The 17,929-nt window shown below is 59.6% G+C and carries 9 protein-coding genes and 3 tRNA genes; 5 read left to right on the top strand and 7 right to left on the bottom strand.

Annotated elements, in window-relative coordinates:
• The first annotated feature begins 21 nt into the window (after positions 1 to 21).
• On the top strand, positions 22 to 456 hold the full coding sequence (csdE, locus tag CLM71_RS18700) for a cysteine desulfurase sulfur acceptor subunit CsdE (RefSeq protein WP_105232322.1): 435 nt from the start codon (positions 22 to 24) through the stop codon (positions 454 to 456).
• On the opposite strand, the gene tcdA is transcribed toward csdE, so the two are convergent.
• Together tcdA and mltA are read right to left on the bottom strand one after the other, a co-directional pair.
• Positions 447 to 1,253 carry a tRNA cyclic N6-threonylcarbamoyladenosine(37) synthase TcdA gene (gene tcdA / locus CLM71_RS18705; RefSeq protein WP_105232323.1) on the bottom strand — a complete coding sequence of 269 codons (807 nt, stop codon included), beginning with the start codon at positions 1,251 to 1,253 and terminating at the stop codon, positions 447 to 449. The genes csdE and tcdA overlap by 10 nt on opposite strands.
• 83 nt (positions 1,254 to 1,336) lie before the next feature.
• Positions 1,337 to 2,479 (bottom strand): murein transglycosylase A, encoded by a 1,143-nt coding sequence (gene mltA, locus CLM71_RS18710; RefSeq protein ID WP_105232324.1) that lies wholly within the window; start codon positions 2,477 to 2,479, stop codon positions 1,337 to 1,339.
• Positions 2,480 to 2,773: 294 nt separating this feature from the next.
• Between mltA and CLM71_RS18715 the strand changes: the two genes are divergently transcribed.
• The 3 genes from CLM71_RS18715 (at position 2,774) to CLM71_RS18725 (ending at position 3,098) form a co-directional block, all read left to right on the top strand.
• Positions 2,774 to 2,850 (top strand) — tRNA-Met (locus CLM71_RS18715).
• Positions 2,851 to 2,912: 62 nt separating this feature from the next.
• Positions 2,913 to 2,989 (top strand) — tRNA-Met (locus tag CLM71_RS18720).
• A 32-nt stretch (positions 2,990 to 3,021) separates the two neighbouring features.
• A tRNA-Met gene (locus tag CLM71_RS18725) sits at positions 3,022 to 3,098 on the top strand.
• 99 nt (positions 3,099 to 3,197) lie between these two features.
• Here CLM71_RS18725 and amiC read toward each other — a convergent pair.
• Positions 3,198 to 4,451 carry an N-acetylmuramoyl-L-alanine amidase AmiC gene (amiC, locus tag CLM71_RS18730; RefSeq protein ID WP_105232325.1) on the bottom strand — a complete coding sequence of 418 codons (1,254 nt, stop codon included), beginning with the start codon at positions 4,449 to 4,451 and terminating at the stop codon, positions 3,198 to 3,200.
• Between the two features lie 218 nt (positions 4,452 to 4,669).
• On the opposite strand from amiC, the gene argA reads away from it, so the two are divergent.
• Positions 4,670 to 6,007 (top strand): amino-acid N-acetyltransferase, encoded by a 1,338-nt coding sequence (gene argA / locus CLM71_RS18735; RefSeq protein WP_172606259.1) that lies wholly within the window; start codon positions 4,670 to 4,672, stop codon positions 6,005 to 6,007.
• Between the two features lie 16 nt (positions 6,008 to 6,023).
• Here the strand turns inward: argA and recD are convergent, their stop codons facing one another.
• From recD to recC, 4 genes are all read right to left on the bottom strand, one after another.
• Complete coding sequence (gene recD / locus CLM71_RS18740; RefSeq protein ID WP_105232327.1) at positions 6,024 to 7,889, bottom strand: exodeoxyribonuclease V subunit alpha; 1,866 nt, start codon at positions 7,887 to 7,889, stop codon at positions 6,024 to 6,026.
• Positions 7,886 to 11,443: an exodeoxyribonuclease V subunit beta gene (gene recB / locus CLM71_RS18745; protein WP_105232328.1), complete on the bottom strand. Its 3,558-nt coding sequence runs from the start codon at positions 11,441 to 11,443 to the stop codon at positions 7,886 to 7,888. The genes recD and recB overlap by 4 nt, the downstream gene beginning before the upstream one ends.
• Positions 11,440 to 14,328 carry a pitrilysin gene (gene ptrA, locus CLM71_RS18750; protein WP_105232329.1) on the bottom strand — a complete coding sequence of 963 codons (2,889 nt, stop codon included), beginning with the start codon at positions 14,326 to 14,328 and terminating at the stop codon, positions 11,440 to 11,442. Before ptrA ends, recB begins: the two co-directional genes overlap by 4 nt.
• A 220-nt stretch (positions 14,329 to 14,548) precedes the next feature.
• Positions 14,549 to 17,920 carry an exodeoxyribonuclease V subunit gamma gene (gene recC, locus CLM71_RS18755; protein ID WP_105232330.1) on the bottom strand — a complete coding sequence of 1,124 codons (3,372 nt, stop codon included), beginning with the start codon at positions 17,918 to 17,920 and terminating at the stop codon, positions 14,549 to 14,551.
• Positions 17,921 to 17,929: the final 9 nt, after the last annotated feature.

Below are 17,929 nucleotides of genomic sequence, written 5' to 3' on the forward strand. Positions count from 1 at the left end.
CACTGTAATTTCGGAGACGCTATGCTAGCCCCTCACCCCTTCGGCCACGACATTACCGCTGCGGCCCTGACAGAAAAATTCGGCGCGCTGAAACAGTGGGAAGACCGCTATCGCCAACTGGTGATGCTGGCAAAACAGCTGCCCACGCTGCCGGAAGCGCTGCGCAACGCGGAGATAGAGCTGAGCGGCTGTGAAAACCGCGTCTGGTTAGGCCATCAGCTGTTGGATGACAACCGACTGCATTTTTACGGCGACAGCGAAGGCCGCATCGTGCGCGGCCTGCTGGCGGTGTTATTAACCACCGTGGAAGGAAAGACGCCGCAGCAACTGCTGGCCGCCGATCCTCTGGCGCTATTCGACAGCCTGGGATTGCGCGCCCAGCTCAGCGCCACCCGAGCCAGCGGTCTGGAAGCGCTGGCTGCGGCGGTAAAGGATATCGCCGCGCGCTATGCCTGACGAGCCGCTTTAGCCATCATCTTCTTCAGCGCATGTGAAACCGCAACAAAGCCGAAGGTTGCGGTGACCATGGTCGCCGCGCCGAAACCGGCGCTGCAGTCCATGCGCTTTGGTCCTTCCGCCGTACTGCGCGATGCACACACTGAGCCGTCCGGCTGCGGGTAGACCAGCGCTTCGCTGGAAAAGACGCAGTCGATCCCCAGTTTACCCTTGCTGTTTTTCACCACGTTGAAATCGTGTTTAAGCCGCTCGCGCAGTTTGGCCGCCAGCGGATCCTGGATGGTCTTCGCCAGATCCGCCACTTCAATACGTGTAGGATCGATCTGTCCGCCGGCACCGCCGGTGGTAACGACCGGGATTTTAAAGCGGCGGCAATAGGCCAGCAACGCCGCCTTCGGCCGCACGCTGTCGATGGCGTCAATCACATAGCTAAAACCGTTGTCCAACAGTTCCGCCACGTTATCTGGCGTAATAAAATCGTCGATGCAGGTCACCCGGCACTCCGGGTTAATCGCCAGAATGCGTTCGGCCATCACCTCCGTCTTCGACTGGCCGACGTGGCCGCGCAGCGCGTGGATCTGGCGGTTGGTATTGGTGACGCAGACATCATCCATATCAATCAGAGTAATGGCGCCGATGCCGGTACGCGCCAACGCCTCCGCCGCCCATGAGCCCACGCCGCCAATGCCGATCACGCACACGTGCGCCTGGGCGAACAGCGCCAACGCCTGCTGGCCGTACAAACGCGCCGTACCGCCAAAACGTTGCAGATAGGCTTCTGAATAGGGTGTGCTCATAACGCTTTAATTACCTTAATTATGCAAATGATAAGGGCCGGAAAATCCGGCCCCTGCGGGTTAACGACGACGGGCGTTAACAATTAACGCGTCACCAGCAAGCTCCCGCTCTGACTGACCTTTGGCCGATAGGCGCTGAACAACGGCGCGCCGCTGTTGCCGCCCTTCAGCACCCATACCCGGCCATAGTGGTTGTAAAAACCAGCCGCGTGGCCGGCGTCCGGCCCGATCCCCTGGTAGATATCAAAGTGCTGGCCTTTAATCGCGCCGCCAACGTCCAGCGCCACCATCAGGCGCATCTCATATTTTCCCGTGAATTTACCCTTGTTGTCCAGCAGAGGCACTTCCGCCAGCAGCGTGGTGCCGGCAGGAATCAGCGATCGATCGGACGCCACCGACGCCTTGGCGATCAGCGGCACCGCGCTGGCGCCTTTCACCGGCGCGAAAGATTCCGGGCGGAAGAAGACAAAGGACGGATTCTGCTCCAGCAGCTCGCGTACTTCCGCTTCGCTGTGGCTATCGGCCCACTTGCGGATCGCCTGCATCGACATATCTGCCTTGGCCACCTCGCCCCGGTCGATCAATACCCGGCCGATACTGCGGTAAGCATGGCCGTTTTTGCCGCCGTAGCCAAAGAACACCAGCGGCTGACCGTTACCAAAATCGACATAGCCGCTGCCCTGCACTTCCATCATAAAGTTGTCCATCAGCGAGTTGCTGTAGGCGATGATGTAACGGTCATCCAGCGCGCCGTTATAAATGCCCGCACGGCTCGGCAGACGGCCGCGTTTCGGCGGCATGCGGTACAGCGGGTAGCGGAATTCGCCCTGCGGCGTGTAGCGCGCCTGCACCACCGGCGTATAGTAGCCGGTAAACTGTACGTTGCCGTAGTTGTCCGCCCCTTCCATCTGGTAGGCGCTGAGGCCGAACTGGCTAAGCTGGCGGGTGTCCGCACCGGAGGCCATCCAGCTCTTTACCGCCTGGTAGGTACTGCTGTTACGGTTAAACAAAGAAGGAGACGCGTATTGAATCTCCAGCAGTTGGTTGGCGTAATCATCGCCGTTCATCGGCACGCCACGGGTGTTCGGTTGATTAACCAACGCCAGCGGTTGCTCCAGCTGCCCATCTTTATATTGCTGACCACGGTCGGTCGGCTTTGACGAACAGCCCGCCAAGATTGCTATCACTAACCCGCCCAGCAGGTATTTACCCCAACGTCCTTTCATCGCGCGCTCTCTTAAAAAACAGGTATGGTTTTTACCCAAGACATTTCGAGGTGCAGACGGCAGGCCAGGCCCCGTCGCACATCTGCAGCTTGAAAAATAAAGGGGATACCGGCGAAAGATAACAAACCCCTTCAGATAAAGGAATCGCTGCCAATAAAAAATCTCACACCGCGCAGGGTGATGAAAAAGAAAGCAATGTGCGGGCGAAATAAGCCAAAAAACGGCTTTAGACCAATTATCTGCAAAAAGGGGTTGCAACATAAACCATGGAGAGTATAGTGCGCATCCATCGGACGCGGGGTGGAGCAGCCTGGTAGCTCGTCGGGCTCATAACCCGAAGGTCGTCGGTTCAAATCCGGCCCCCGCAACCAACCGATGCTGTACCAGCGGCATCTTATAATGGGTTGGGTTCGAGAAAAATGCGTTAAACGGACGCGGGGTGGAGCAGCCTGGTAGCTCGTCGGGCTCATAACCCGAAGGTCGTCGGTTCAAATCCGGCCCCCGCAACCAAACGATAAAGAACGCACAAGCATCAAGACGGACGCGGGGTGGAGCAGCCTGGTAGCTCGTCGGGCTCATAACCCGAAGGTCGTCGGTTCAAATCCGGCCCCCGCAACCATTATTGATGATGACAATTGACACCCTTATGGGTGTTTTTTTGTATCTAAAATCCGCCAACATCATCACGCCGGGCCGCAGCCCAGCGTCATCTTTCTCTTTAACGCCTCGCCCCGCCGTTGGAGAAATAAGCCTTGATACCCGCCAGTATAGATTCCGCAATCTGCTGCTGAAAACGGCTGGTACGCAGTTTACGCTCTTCTTCCACGTTGCTGATAAACGCCGTCTCCACCAGAATGGAAGGAATGTCCGGTGCCTTCAACACCGCAAAACCGGCCTGATCGACACGATTCTTGTGCAACCGGTTGATACTGCCCATCCGATGCAGCACTTCCTTGCCAAATTTCAGGCTGTCGTTGATGGTCGCCGTCTGCACCAGATCGAACATGGTGTGATCCAGATAGCGGTCACCGCTTTTGCTGACGCCGCCGATCTGATCCGATTCGTTCTGCGTTTGCGCCAGATAGCGCGCCGCGGCGCTGGTTGCCCCTTTGGTCGACAGCGCAAACACCGATGAGCCACGCGCCGCACGGTTGGTAAAGGCATCCGCGTGGATGGAGACAAACAGATCGGCGCGCTGCTTGCGCGCTTTTGCCACCCGCACCTTCAGCGGAATGAAGACATCTTCGTTACGCGTCATAAAGACTTTCATATTCGGTTCGCGCTTGATCATCGTTCTCAGCCGGCGGGCAATCTGCAGCACGATGTCTTTCTCGCGCGTTTTGTACTTGCCGATTGCACCAGGATCCTCACCGCCGTGTCCCGGGTCGAGCATAATGACGATCGGCCGATCGCGCCCCGCCTTACCGGTTTGCGGCGCTTTGGCCGGTGCCGGCAGCGTCCGTTCCAGATCGCCCTTATTGTAATCTTCCAGCAACGCCAACAGCGGATCATAGTCATCATCACCGGGCGCCGGCTTGCTGGGATACATATCCAGCACCAGACGGTTGCGGTATTCAGCGACCGGCGCCAGGGTGAACATATGCGGGCGGACATCCTGCTTCAGCTCCAGCACCAGACGCACGGTGTCTTTATCGAACTGGCCGACGCGCGCCTGCTTCAGGTTAGGGTCGCTGTTTTGCACCTGGGAGGCGATGCCTTTCAGCACGCTGTTAAGTTGCACGCCCTCAATATCCACCACGATGCGATCGGGATTGGTCAGCGCAAACTGTTTGTATTTCAGCGCCACGTTGGACTCTAGCGTCACGCGCGTGTAAGTGGATGAAGGCCAGACACGCACCGCGATAACATGCGACGACGCGGCAAAACCGACACGACTCACGCTCAGCAACCAGGTTGCGGTAACCCCCTGCAACAGACGACGGCGACCCAGATTGTGATTATCGTTTGACATGCGGCTCCAACCAATAGCAGTAGACTAAAAAAACAGCAAAACAGAGACAATGGCGAAAACTTTAACGAATCCATTCGGCGCTGTCATCAGAAAATCTTTTGATGGGTTTTCAATTTATTAACGATTTAACAGTGTTAGCAGGGAAAACAACGCAAATTCCCCCTTGCCATTAGCGGCAGAAAAGAATAAAAATACAAAAATATCGTATAAATATTCACATGAGGTTTGCCGTGAAGGAACGTAGTACAGAGCTGGTTCAAGGATTCCGTCACTCAGTTCCCTATATCAACGCCCACCGCGGCAAGACATTCGTCGTGATGCTCGGTGGCGAGGCGATTGAGCATGAAAACTTTACTAATATCGTTAACGATATCGGGTTGCTGCACAGCCTGGGCATTCGCCTGGTGGTGGTTTATGGCGCACGGCCACAGATTGACACCAATCTGGCGCTACATAATCTCGAACCGCTCTACCACAAACATACCCGCGTGACCGATGCGCCGACGCTGGAGCTGGTCAAGCAGGCTGCCGGCCTGCTGCAACTGGATATTACCGCCCGGCTGTCGATGAGCCTGAATAACACCCCACTACAGGGCGCGCATATCAATGTGGTCAGCGGCAACTTTATTATCGCCCAACCGCTGGGTATCGATGACGGCGTGGATTACTACCACAGCGGGCGTATCCGCCGTATTGATGAAGAGGCTATTAACCGTCAGCTCGACAGCGGCGCCATCGTGCTGATTGGTCCGGTGGCGGTATCCGTCACCGGTGAAAGCTTCAACCTGACCTCAGAAGAAGTGGCGACCCAGTTGGCCAGCAAGCTGAAAGCGGAAAAGATGATCGGCTTTTGTTCGTCACAAGGGGTGACCGACGCCGAGGGCGAGATTATCTCCGAACTATTCCCCAACGATGCGCAGAAGCGCCTTGATGCGTTGGAAGAGAGTGGCGACTACCACTCCGGCACCGTCCGCTTCCTGCGCGGCGCGGTAAAAGCCTGCCGCAGCGGCGTGCGGCGCTGTCACCTGATCAGCTACCAGGAAGACGGCGCGCTGGTGCAGGAGCTGTTCTCCCGCGACGGTATCGGTACGCAGATCGTGATGGAAAGCGCCGAGCAGGTACGGCGGGCGACCATCAACGACATCGGCGGTATTCTCGAACTGATTCGCCCGCTGGAACAACAGGGTATTCTGGTGCGTCGCTCACGCGAGCAGTTGGAGATGGAGATCGATAAGTTCACCATTATTGAGCGGGATAACCTGACCATCGCCTGTGCAGCCCTCTACCCCTTCCCGGAAGAGAAGATCGGCGAGATGGCCTGCGTGGCGGTGCATCCGGATTACCGTAGCTCATCGCGCGGTGAAATGCTGCTGCAGCGGGTGGAAAGCCAGGCGCGGCAGATGGGGCTGCAAAAGCTGTTCGTGCTTACCACCCGCAGTATTCACTGGTTCCAGGAACGGGGCTTCACACCGGCGGAGGTTGACGTACTGCCGATGCAGAAACAGGCGCTGTACAACTATCAGCGTCGCTCAAAAATCCTGCTGGCCGACCTGTAAGTTATGCAGGGGCGCCTTAGCGCCCCTGTTCATCGTCTGCCATCACCAGACGTTCCGCCAGCCCGCTACGGCGCTGCGTCGGCGTACGCACGGCGCCCATCAATACCTTATCGGCAGCATACAGCGACAGGCGCTTACGCGCACGGGTAATGGCGGTATACACCAACTCCCGCGTCAACACCGGCAGATAGTGGTTGGGCAGCACCAGTACCGTATGATCGAACTCCGACCCCTGCGACTTATGCACCGTCATTGCATAGGCGGTTTCATGCGCCGGTAAGCGGCTTGGCTGCACCGACTTGATGCTGCCGTCCGGCAGTTGGAAGTGAACGCGCAACTCCCCTGTCTCATCCGGTAAGGCAATGCCGATATCGCCGTTAAACAGCCCCAGAGCGCTGTCGTTGCGGCCAATCATCACCGGACGCCCCCGATACCAGCGCCCTGCGGCGCCGGGCGTACGCCGTATCAGCCCGGTGCGCTGCAGAGCGGTCTCAATCCGTTCATTCAGCCCACTGACGCCGAACGGTCCTTCCCGCAGGGCACACAGTACCTGAAAGCGCCCAAACGCATCCAGCACCTGCTGCGCACCGGTGCCGGCTGCCACCTGCATCAGGTAGTCGCGATAGCCCGCCACGCAGGCATCCAGCAGCGCCTGGTAGTCCGCCGTTTCCGCCAGCGGATAGCCGGCGACGTCGTCAAAGCGGCCGTCCAGCGCCGTACGCGCGCCCCTGACATCGCCGGCGTTAACCGCAAACGCCAGCTGTCCAATGCCCGAGTTGGCGTCAAAACGGTAGCTTTTACGCAGCAGGCACAGGCTATCGCGCACTGCCGCAGCCGCCTGCGCCGGCTGCCCCTGCAGCGCACAGCCGGTCAATTGGCTGAGCTGCGCCGCTCGCGCTTCACTGTAGCCCTGCTCGGCAAAGCGGCAAATATCTCCCAGCACCGCGCCCGCCTCCACCGAGGCCAGCTGATCGCGGTCGCCGAGGAAGATCACTCTGGCATGTTCAGGCAGGGCGGCAATCAGGCGCGCCATCATCGGCAAATCCACCATTGAGGCCTCATCCACCACCAGCACGTCCAGATGCAGCGGGTTGCCGCGGTGATAGCGCATGCGCTGACTGTTCGGCTGTGCACCCAGCAGACGGTGCAGCGTTGCCGCCTCAGTAGGAAACAGACTCAGCTGCTGCGCCGTCAGCCCCAGCCGGCGGCTGGCGCTGCCGAGCGACTCGGTCAACCGCGCCGCCGCTTTTCCGGTCGGTGCCGCAAGCTGAATGCGCAGCCGCTCGCCATCGGCCAACTGCACCAATGCCGCCAACAGCTTTGCCACCGTGGTGGTTTTGCCGGTGCCCGGCCCGCCGGAAATCACCGCAATCCGCCGCGTGGCGGCGACGGCGGCGGCGATTTTCTGCCAGTCCGGCGTAGCCTCCGCTTCGCCAAACAGACGGTCCAGGATCGGACGCAGGCGCTGCGGCTCAATATCCTGCGGCATATCGTCACTGCCGATAAAGGCCGCCACCTCACCTTCGCTTTGCCACATGCGCTGCAGATAGAGCCGCTGCTGTTGCAGCACCAGCGGTGTCGGCAGGCTGCCGTCGCTGACCGCAGCAGACGACAGCAGCAAACGCCGCCATTCGTCAACGTCCGGCTGGCCGGCAGCCTGCCAGACCGCCTGCGCCAGCTCAGGCTGACGCGCGCCGAACAGCGTCTCCGGCAACAGCTGCTCCAGCTGTAGACAGACGTGGCCGGCACCGGCTTCCGCGCTGAGGCAGGCAGCCGCCAGCAGCATATCCGGCCGTTCCGGCTCGGCGACCACCCGGGCGAACTGTATGTCCAGCGGACGCAGCACGCCAAGCGTGACCGCCTGTTGGAGTAGCTGCATCATGCTTCAGATTCCCCCTGGTTATCGTCGCCGCTGAACAGCCGATCCATCCCCTCCACCAAGGCAGCTTCAGGACGGCAGGCAAAAATGCCGTTGCCGGGATGCTGACCGTCGACGCCGCGCAAAAACAGATAAATCACGCCGCCAAAGTGGCGTTGATAGTCATAGTCCGCCAGACGGTGGCGCAGATAGCGGTGCAGCGCCAGGGTATACAGCTGATACTGCAGGTCGTAACGATGTTCCGCCATCGCCTGCGCCATCGCCGGCTGCGTATAGGCGCTGCTGTCTTCACCCAGCCAGTTGGATTTATAGTCGAGCAGGTAATATTTTCCCTGCCAGCAGAAAATCAGGTCGATAAAGCCTTTCAACATCCCCTGCACTCGTTGAAAATCCAGCGCCGGACAGCGTGCCGACAGCGGGTCATAGCGCTTCACCAGAGTATCCAGCTGCGATGCCTGCAACAGCTGGCCGATCGGCAGATAAAACTGCAGCTCCGCCTGTTTAGCCTGCGGCGTCAGCTGCGCCAGCGTGGCGCCGCTGTCATTTAGTACGGTATGCAGCAGCGTCTCCATCCACGTCTGCAGCACCGGCTGCCAACACGCGTCATAACCGTTCAGCTGCAGCTGCTCCGCCAGCCAGGCGGAATCCAGCGGCTGGGTAAAATCCAGCGTTTCAAACAGGCTGTGTAAAAAGGTGCCCGGCGCTGCGCCGCGCGGAAAGGTGTGCGGGGTCAGTGACGGCTCACTCTCAGCCGCCTTCTCACCCGCAGCATCAACGTCCAGACGAGGCAGCAGATCCTGCATCAGCCCGGCGCCGTGTTGCTGCAGGCCGGTATAGCTGGTCACCCGCCAAAAGTCCTGCAACTGTCGCTTGACCTCTCTGGCTGCCAACAGCTCTGCCTGCTCGCTCTGCGGCTGCCAAGGCTGCTCATCCAGCGGTTCCAGCAGGGATAACGCAATGCTTTCATCAGCCAGTTGCTGCAGACAGCTCTGCAAATAGGCGGCATCCCCCGCCTGACCGCCCTGCACCAGATACCCCAGCGCACTGCGATGCAAATCCGTCTCCCCCTGCTTTTTACGTGTCCCCTGAATAAGCGGCGCAATGCCGATGCTACAGTGGTACACCGAACGCGTCAGCGCGACGTAAAGCAGGCGTAAATCCTCCGCCAGCCGCTCCTCCTCGGCCCAGGCCATGCTCTCTTCATCGGCATTCAGATCCAGCAAGGCTTTGAAACTGTGGCGATCGTGATACAGCACCTGCTGCTGCTGGCGATAGTTGCCGACAAACGGCAGCCAGACCAACGGATACTCCAACCCTTTGGACTTGTGAATCGTCATCACCTGCACCAGGTGGCGGTCGCTTTCCAGACGCAGCTGCTGGTTGTCCGACTGGCTGTTCGGCTGGGCAATCTGCTGCGCCAGCCAGCGCACCAGCGCATGCTCGCTGTCGAGCTGTGCCGACGCCTCCTGCAGCAGTTCACCCAGGTGCATCACATCGGTCAGACGCCGCTCGCCGCCGGGGCTGACCAACAGATTCTCGGCCAAATGCCGTTGCGTCATTACCTCGCGCAGCATCGGCAATACGCCGCGCCGCAGCCACAGCGTGCGATATTGGTCAAACTCTTCGACCAGCATGTCCCACGCCCGCTCGTTATGATTCAGCGCATCCAGCGTCGGCGCATCCAGCCCCAGCAGGCCGGTCGCCATCGCGCTGCGTAAGGTCCGCTCCTGCTCCGGCGCCAGCACCGCCTGCAACAGCCACAGCAAATCTTTGGCTTCCGGCGTATCAAACACGCTGTCACGATTCGACAAGTATACTGAAGGAATCGCCAACAGGCTGAGCGCATCGCGCACCAGCGCCGCTTCCGCCCGGCTGCGCACCAGGATGGTGATATCCGACGCCTGTACCGGCCGGCGCTTGTCGCCATCCGCCAGCCAGGCTTCTTCGCGCTGCCCGGCATTCAGCCAGTCGCGAATTTTCGTCGCGCACAGGCGTGCCATTTGCTGTTGGTAGTCGCTCACTCCGACGCCGTCGCCCGGCTGCAGCCAGAAGTGCATAGCGGCCTGCGGCTGATTATGCAGTTCAAACGCCAGTTTCTGGTTCTTATCCGCCGCCGCCACGTCAATAAACGGGATCTCGCCGAACAGAAACGGTTTTTCCAGCCGGGAAAACAGCCGGTTGACGCTGCCGACCATCGTCGGGGAAGAGCGCCAGTTGGTCTCCAGCGTATAGTGGGCGCTCACCTCAGAGCGGGCACGCATATAGGTGAAAATGTCCGCCCCACGGAACGCGTAAATCGCCTGTTTGGGATCGCCAATCAACAGCAGTCCGCACTCCGCCTGCCCCACATATAACTTGTGGAAAATACGATACTGCTGCGGGTCGGTATCCTGAAATTCGTCAATCATCGCCACCGGATAGCGCTGACGTATCGCCTGCGCCAGATGATCGCCACCCGCACTTTGCAGGGCGCCGTCCAGTCGGCTTAGCAGGTCGTCAAACCCCAGTTCGGCGCGCTGGCGCTTTTCCTGTTGAATCGAGGTGCGAATCTCGCTCAGCGCGCGCGCCATCACCAAATCGCGCAGCGTCAACGGTTCGGCAAACAGACCATCAACGGCGTCAAACAGGGCATGGCGCGGCGCCTCGCCCTTCTTGGTTTTCTCCAGCAGCATCGACTGGCGGAATTTTTCCAGTTCCTTCGGCAGTTGATAATCCTGCGTTTCCTGCCCGGCCCACTCTCCGACCTTATGTAGCCAGTTAGGCAAGTGCTTGCTGCTGTAGCTGCGTTTATCCACGCCGGAACTGCTGATAAGGTCATGCAGATCGGCCGCCACCGCGATCCATTGCGCTTTGATGGTTTCAATACGCGCCACGATCTTCTGGTGGCGCGCCAGCAGCGTTTCATCCTCCTGCGGCGGTTGGCGCAGCGTTGGCGCCTCCCCGTGCAGATAGGCGGACAGGTCGCTCAGCAAGGCTTCCGGCCCGCTCCACTCCTGGCTGACCGCGCGCGCAACGTCCAGCGGCAGCGGGTAGCAATGGCGGCGCCAAAAGTCTGCGCAGGCCTGCCGGCGCAGAGGCAGCTCATCCTGCACCAGCGTCTGCTCAAATAAAATGCCGGACTCAAAGGCGTTCTGGGTCAGCATACGTTGACAGAAGCCATGGATGGTATAGATCGCCGCCTCATCCATTTGCCGCTCGGCGGCCAACAGCTGCGCCGCCGCATCCGCCAGGTCGTCAATCTCCGCCATTAATGCAGCGAACAGCGGGTTGTTGCAGTGCTCACGCCCGCGGATACAGGCGATGCGCAGCCCGTGAATATTGCTGCGGATACGGCCGCGCAGCTCTTCGGTGGCGGCCTCGGTAAAGGTCACCACCAAAATTTCCTCTACCGTCAGCGGGCGGGAAAACGCCGCCTGCTTACCCAAACCCAACAGCAGGCGCAGATACAGCGCGCCGATGGTGAAGGTCTTGCCGGTCCCCGCCGAGGCTTCAATCAGCCGTTCGCCGCAAAGCGGCAGCGTTAACGGATCGAGCGTTTGCGGAGCCTGCGCCGTCATGGTTTAACCACCTGGCGCGGCATGGTTTGCTGCAGCGCGGATGCATTCGGGTAAGCGCTCCAGCCCTGCGGCGCCGCATAATCGGCTTTATCCTGGCTGCTGCCGCTGACCTGAGACAGCACCGCCAGCCCCTGCGGCTGTATCACCGCCTGGTGGAAGAAGTCCGCCAGTTTGGCCGGCGTCAGAAGCTGTATCTGCGCGATCAGCTTCTGCCGCGTATCAAAGGCAAAGTTGCCGCGCTCGAAGTCGTTGCTAAAGCGCCCCGCTTCCTCACTCAGCGTTTGCGGCCGCTGCTTCAGTTCATTAATCAGTGCCTGCTGATATTGGGCAAAGTCCGCGGCGCTCATCTCGCGCAGCCGTTTTTCTGCCTTCGGGTAGAAATCCTGATAGCGCTGGTAGAGGTAGTTTGGCTGTTTACTGTTGCTTTGCAGCAGGAAGCCTACGCCCCACTGCCGCCCGACCGACATCGGGAAAGCAAAGACCGCATACCCCAGCTGTTCCTGAGTGCGCAACTGGCTATAGAACCAAGGCTGAATAATCTGCCCCAGCAACGAGCTGTGCGCCATGCCGCTGATTTCATCATAGCCGGTTGGGATATAGACCGCCGCCAGCGCCGAATCGGTGCTGCTGCCGGTGCGCTGCAGATTCGCCAGCTGTTTTTTAGCGATCTGGACATTTTCCCCGTGCCACCATGTTACGCCGCGGCAGGCAAGGCTTTGCTTCAGTGCGGACGCCAGTTGGTCAACCTGCGGTTTGCTCATATTGCCCACCACCAGCATTTCCGGCGTGGCGTTTTTCAACAGGCCGTCACGGTAGGCAAGCACGTCTTTCAGCGTCAGGTTTTTCAGCACCTCCCGCCGTTCGCTGCGTTCTGAGTAGGGCACACGCGACACCATCTGAATCGGCTGGAGCGCCAGTTCGAAGGCTTTGCCCTTCTCAGCGGCATCCAGCTGTTGCAGATACCAGGACTTCGCCTGATCCAGCTGCGCCTGCGTCGGCGTAAACCCGGCGTAGCCTTCGATCAGCGACGTCAGCAGTTGCGGTAAACGCTGGGTAAAGCCGTTAGCATTAAACAGCAGGCCATTGCTCGGCGAGGTACTGAAGCTCAGGCCCCCGACCGAAGCCTGATAACTCAGTTGATCCAGTGCGATGCCGGCCAGATAATCCGTCAGCGAGAACAACACCTGATTGCGCGCCGAATTCATGGTCTCGGCGTTGCGGAAGGCAACGGTCACGTCGGCCTTCGGCTCATCGGCAAAATAGCGGCTCGGCATATACAGCACGCGCAGCCCCGGCTGGTTCACCACCACTTCCGGCTGGGTAAAGCGGTGTGATGGCGTTGTGAGGGTAAAGTCATCCGGGATATACGGGTTCAGCGTCGGCAGCGACAAAGAGATCGCTTGTCCCAGGCGCTGCCACTGTTCGAAACGCTGCGGGGTGATTTTATTCACCTGATACGGCGCATCGACAAAGTATGCCGTTTTGTTATGCGGCTCATTCGGGCTGATAAACCAGACGCGGGCGTTTTGCGGCGTCATTTCATCCAGACGCTGCGCAATAGCCTCCGGATCGTAACGGTCCGCCAGATAAGGCGCATCCAGCGTATGCTCGACCGGCACGCGCAGCATGGTATCCACCAGCCATTCGATATAGTCCATGTTGCGGGTGATCGACGGGTAGCGGAAATCCAGATTCAACACGTGCGCAATCTCATCAAAATAGCTTTTTTTGACGCCCTGCTGACGCAGCATTTTCAGATAGTTGAAGATAGCGGCCACGACCTGGTCGCGTTTCGCCAGCCCCTTGTCCGTCAGCGAGACGCTGATGACAAACACCCCGCCGTTGCGATCTACCACCGGATCGGCGCCTGCATTAATGGCATCGGCCAGCCCCTGCTGCTGCAGCCAGTCAGACAGCGTATTTTTACTGCGGTTGCCGATCAGATAGCTGATATAGGTATCGGTCTTACTGCGGAAAGCCGCGCTGTTGTTATCAATACGGAACTCGACTTTCAGCTGCTTGCGCGGCTGCGCCGGAACGTAATTGATAATGACGCCCTGTTGCGCCTTGGTTACCGCCGGCACGGTAATCGGCGGCACGCTGGCCTGATGGTCCGGCACCCGACCAAAGGTTTTCGCCGCCAGCGCTGCCAGCTGCGGCAGCGGCTGACTGCTGTAGAGCACGCCGACCATCAGATTGGCGGAATAATAGCGTTGATAGAATGTTGTCAGTTCCGTATGCAGCTTGCTGCCGGGCTTGTCCTTCAGCGTATCAAGGTTGCCGCCGGAAAAGCGCGCGCTCGGGTGCGCCGGATTCAACGTTTCCGCTCCCACCTGCGCCATGCGCATCCCGTCGCGCGAACGCGCCATGGTCAGCTCGGCATTCACCGCGTTGCGCTCTTTATCCGCATTGCCAGGATCCAGCAGCGGTTCGGCGATCGCATCAGCCATGCGGTCGACGGCTGGCGCCAGAGCATCGTTTTCCACCTCCAAATAATAGGCGGTACGGTACGACGCGGTACTGGCATTATGGCTGCCACCATGTTTTTTGAGGAATTCAGACAGATTTTCCGGCTCCGGATAGCGCTTGGAGCCCATCAGCACCATATGTTCCAGATAGTGCGCCAGCCCCAGTTGGCTGTCGGGATCCTCCAGGGAACCGACCGGCAAGGCCAGCGCCGCCAGCGACTTCGGTGCCTGCTCATCGGAAACCAGCAGTACCGTCATGCCGTTAGCCAGCTTGATGGCCTGGTAATGGCGCGGATCGTGCTCACTTTTATGGATTTTCTCCGCCAGCGGCTGCCATCCCTGCTCAGCCCAGCCTGACGGTGCCCAAAAGACTACCAACAACATTACCCCGCAAAAACGGGCCCAACGTCTGCGCATATCCAAATTAAACCCCTATTTCCGCTCCGCAGCGCCTATTCCCGAGCGCCGGCGAAGCCGATAAAAAACCACAAAACCTCATGCCGAGCATGCTGCAGCGTAAAAATACGCCTTGTCGGCAGCTCCCCGGTAAGTACTTACTGTCACTGTAGAACCGGGTATTTACCCGCAGCGAGCCCTAGTTTTACCACCTCCCGCCACGGTGCACCACCCGGGCTCACTATCCCAGATTATGTCTGGCAACCGGCAGCAGGTAACGTTCTGTTTCCGCTAAAATTTGCGCCAGGGCATCATTATCCAGCTGACGCAGCACCCGCTGTACATAAGGGTCTTCCCCTTCGCCAGGAATTCGCTGGTCGCCCTGCCAGGCCTGCAGCAGCTTACCGCGCGCTTTACTCTGCGTCTCTTCGTTCCAGTCAATCGCCTGATTTTCCGGCTGATAACACTGGCTTAACCAGGCCCAACCGCTCTTATTAAGCAGCATCAGCGGCTGGCACAGGCCGCGCTGATAGCCGGCCACCAGCTCCGCCAATTGCTCTTGCGCGGCTTCCGCCGGCAGCGCGGCAAAACGCCAGACTGAGTTCTTGCGCCCCAGCATGCGGCTTTCCCCCTGACCGCCCGCACAGCAATACAGCAAATGTTCCAGCCACAGCAGAATGCCGTCCACCGCCGACAGAGCGGCCGGCCGCCAGCGCAGCAGGCCATCTTCCTGCACCTGATGCAGCCAGCCGCCGATATGCACGCCCGCCACGTCGATATCCAATTCCAGACTGCCGCTTGTCTTGCGCTCCTCACGCACCTGCGCCGCCAAATCCTGCATCTCTTCCTGTTGCTTCTGCCAGTAAATCTCGCCGAAGGCGCCGTAAGGCAAACCGCCGGAGGCCCTGATGCGCTGATACAATTTTGCCGCATCGTCGCCGTCAATCAGCGCGTTCAGCAGTTGGTTGTTGTACTGATAGCGGCTGAGATTATCCAGCGTAAACGGCTCTTCGTCCGGCAGTTCGGTTTCTTCCAGAACAAAGCTAACGCCCAGACGCTGCTGGAAGAATGCGCGGATCGGGTGGCGATAAAAACGCTGCAGCTCATCCAGCGCGATCTGTGTTTTGGGTTCGGGCGGCAGCGGCTGGTTGAACTCGGGGTGCGCCTGGCCGCGTCCGTCGGCGGCCGGCAGCCATTCGGCGGCGTAGCTTTGCGCCTCGCTGTCCGGCAAGAAATTCTCTGCCGCAAACGGCATACGGGCATGCCAGCGAAGTAAATGTTCGCTAACCCGGCTCGCGCTGGCGTCGACATCCCGTTCCTCATCTCCCGGCAGACGGTAACTCTGCTGCAGGTACTCCAGTAACTCCGTCACCAACACCGAGGGATAACGTTCGCTGTTGTCTTGAATCGAACGCCCGATAAAGCTGATATATAGCTTTTCCTGCGCGGACAAAATAGCTTCCAGGAACAGATAACGGTCGTCGTCGCGGCGGCTGCGGTCGCCGCGCTTCACCTGCTGCGCCATCAGGTCAAAGCCCAGCGGCGGCAGGGTGCGCGGGTAAACGCCGTCGTTCATGCCAAGCAGGCACACCACCTTGAACGGGATGGAACGCATCGGCATCAGCGTGCAGAAATTGATCTGCCCGGCCAAAAAACGCTGGCTGATCCGCTCCTGATCGAGACGCGCCGCCAGCTCGTCACGCAACAGACTCAGCGGTACCGCATCGGGATATTGAGCATTGGCACCATGCTCCAGTACCTGATGCCACTGCTTTTCTATCAGCGCCAGCGCGGCTTCCGTGTCGCCATCGGCGGCAAAAAAGCTCTCCAGCAGCTGGCGGCACAGCGGCGCCCACTCCGCCAGGGTGCGCGTTTCGCTGAGACGTTGGCGCCACAGGCCTAGCTGCGTTAGCAGTTCAGCCAACTGACCCGCCAGCTCCGCCGCCAGCCCGCTGGATTCATCGTATGGCAACACCCCCTGCCAGTCGCCGGCGTTGCTGTCCATGGCATAGCCCAACAGCATGCGGGTAATGCCGAAGCGCCAGGTGTGCTGGCCGGTGGTCGGCAGCGCCAGCTCGCGCACGTTGTCATCATCCAGCCCCCAGCGTACGCCGGATTCAGCCACCCAATGGCGTAACAGGCGCAGCCCCTCCTCCTGAATGGCAAAGCGTGCGGCCAGCGCCGGTACCTCCAGTAGCAGCAGCACCTGTTCAGAGGTAAAGCGGCTCTGCGGCAAATCCAGCAATGAGATAAACGCCTGCAACGCCGGATGAGCCTGGCGCGCTTTACGGTCGGAAATGGCAAACGGCAGGTAGCGATCCGCCGGCGCGTTGCCGAACACCGCCTGAATGTATGGCGTATAACTGTCAATATCGGCGACCATCACAATGATATCGCGTGCGGTAAGCTGCGGGTCTTCTGCCAGCATCGCCAGCAGTTGGTCGTGCAGCACTTCAACTTCGCGCTGCGGGCTATGGCAGGCGTGCAGACTGAGTGAACGATCGTCGGGGTCCAGCAGGCGCTTGGCATCGCTGCGTTCAAAAGTTTCCGGCGTGGTGCCGATCACCGCGCAATCCTCCAGCTCCAGCATGTCGCGCTGTATGCCGTGCAGCATGTTGTCCGCCGGGATATCGACAAAAGCGTCAACCTCCTGCAGCGTTTCCATCTGCGCCAGCAGATACAGATGATCGCGCCCCAGCTTACCCCATGACGCCAGCAGCGGGTTACTCAGCAGCTGCTCACCTTCAGCGTCGAACAGCTGCGCCGCCTGCTCGGGATCGCGGAATAACCCCTGTTCCTGTGCCTGGTGGTGGCGGCGTCGCTTACGGCTTTGCAGCCGCGCCAGAAACGCATAATCCTGGATATCGCCCCAGTAATAGCGGCACGGGTTGGTGAACATCAGATGAATATCAATATGCCTGCCCAGCGCCTGCAGCGCTTCAAGGTAGACCGGCGGCAGCGCCGAAATACCGCAGATAAACACCCGCGCTGGTAACCCTGACGGGCACTGTTCCGCCTGCTCAAGGGTGGCGATAAAGCGGCGATACAGGTTGGCACGGTGCCACTCCGGCTGCCCCAGTTCCTGGGTATACTGCACCAGCCGCGCCCACAGCGGCGCCTGCCACTGCTGCGCCTCAGGCAGATCGGCGATCAATTCGCCACGTTGCCAACTTTCCAGCCACTGCGGCCGGTACACCAGATATTGGTCAAACAGATCGGCAACGCGCCCGGCAAGCTGGTGAATTTTGCGCTTATCGCCGTCGTCGGTCAGATAGTGCTGCAACGGGGCAAACTCGGGCTGTGTCAGCATATCGGGCAGCAGCCACATCAGTTTCCAGGTCATAGCGTCCTTACTGAAGGCGCTCTCTTTCGGGATGCCCGGCAACACGCGGGTAAACATGTCCCAGATAAAGGTCGCCGGCAGCGGAAACTCAATATTGGCGGCAATGCCGAACTGCTCGGCCAGTTGCATCTGCAGCCACTGCGCCATTCCCGGGCTTTGCACCAGCACAACCTCCTGCTGGAAAGGGTCGGCCAACGGTTCTCTGGCGATCAATACGCTGGTTAGCGTTTTCAGCACGTCCAGCTGATTGGAATGATAAACCGTAAACATGAGGCTCCT

The sequence above is a fragment of the Serratia sp. MYb239 genome (assembly GCF_002966855.1).
Lineage (GTDB): Bacteria > Pseudomonadota > Gammaproteobacteria > Enterobacterales > Enterobacteriaceae > Serratia_B > Serratia_B rhizosphaerae.

Bases quoted from the DNA above. Each gene is read 5' to 3' on its own strand.
- recB (WP_105232328.1), bottom strand. From the start codon at position 11,443: ATGACGGCGCAGGCTCCGCAAACGCTCGATCCGTTAACGCTGCCGCTT.
- amiC (WP_105232325.1), bottom strand. From the start codon at position 4,451: ATGTCAAACGATAATCACAATCTGGGTCGCCGTCGTCTGTTGCAGGGG.
- recD (WP_105232327.1), bottom strand. From the start codon at position 7,889: ATGATGCAGCTACTCCAACAGGCGGTCACGCTTGGCGTGCTGCGTCCG.
- recC (WP_105232330.1), bottom strand. From the start codon at position 17,920: ATGTTTACGGTTTATCATTCCAATCAGCTGGACGTGCTGAAAACGCTA.
- tcdA (WP_105232323.1), bottom strand. From the start codon at position 1,253: ATGAGCACACCCTATTCAGAAGCCTATCTGCAACGTTTTGGCGGTACG.
- ptrA (WP_105232329.1), bottom strand. From the start codon at position 14,328: ATGCGCAGACGTTGGGCCCGTTTTTGCGGGGTAATGTTGTTGGTAGTC.
- csdE (WP_105232322.1), top strand. From the start codon at position 22: ATGCTAGCCCCTCACCCCTTCGGCCACGACATTACCGCTGCGGCCCTG.
- mltA (WP_105232324.1), bottom strand. From the start codon at position 2,479: ATGAAAGGACGTTGGGGTAAATACCTGCTGGGCGGGTTAGTGATAGCA.
- argA (WP_172606259.1), top strand. From the start codon at position 4,670: ATGAGGTTTGCCGTGAAGGAACGTAGTACAGAGCTGGTTCAAGGATTC.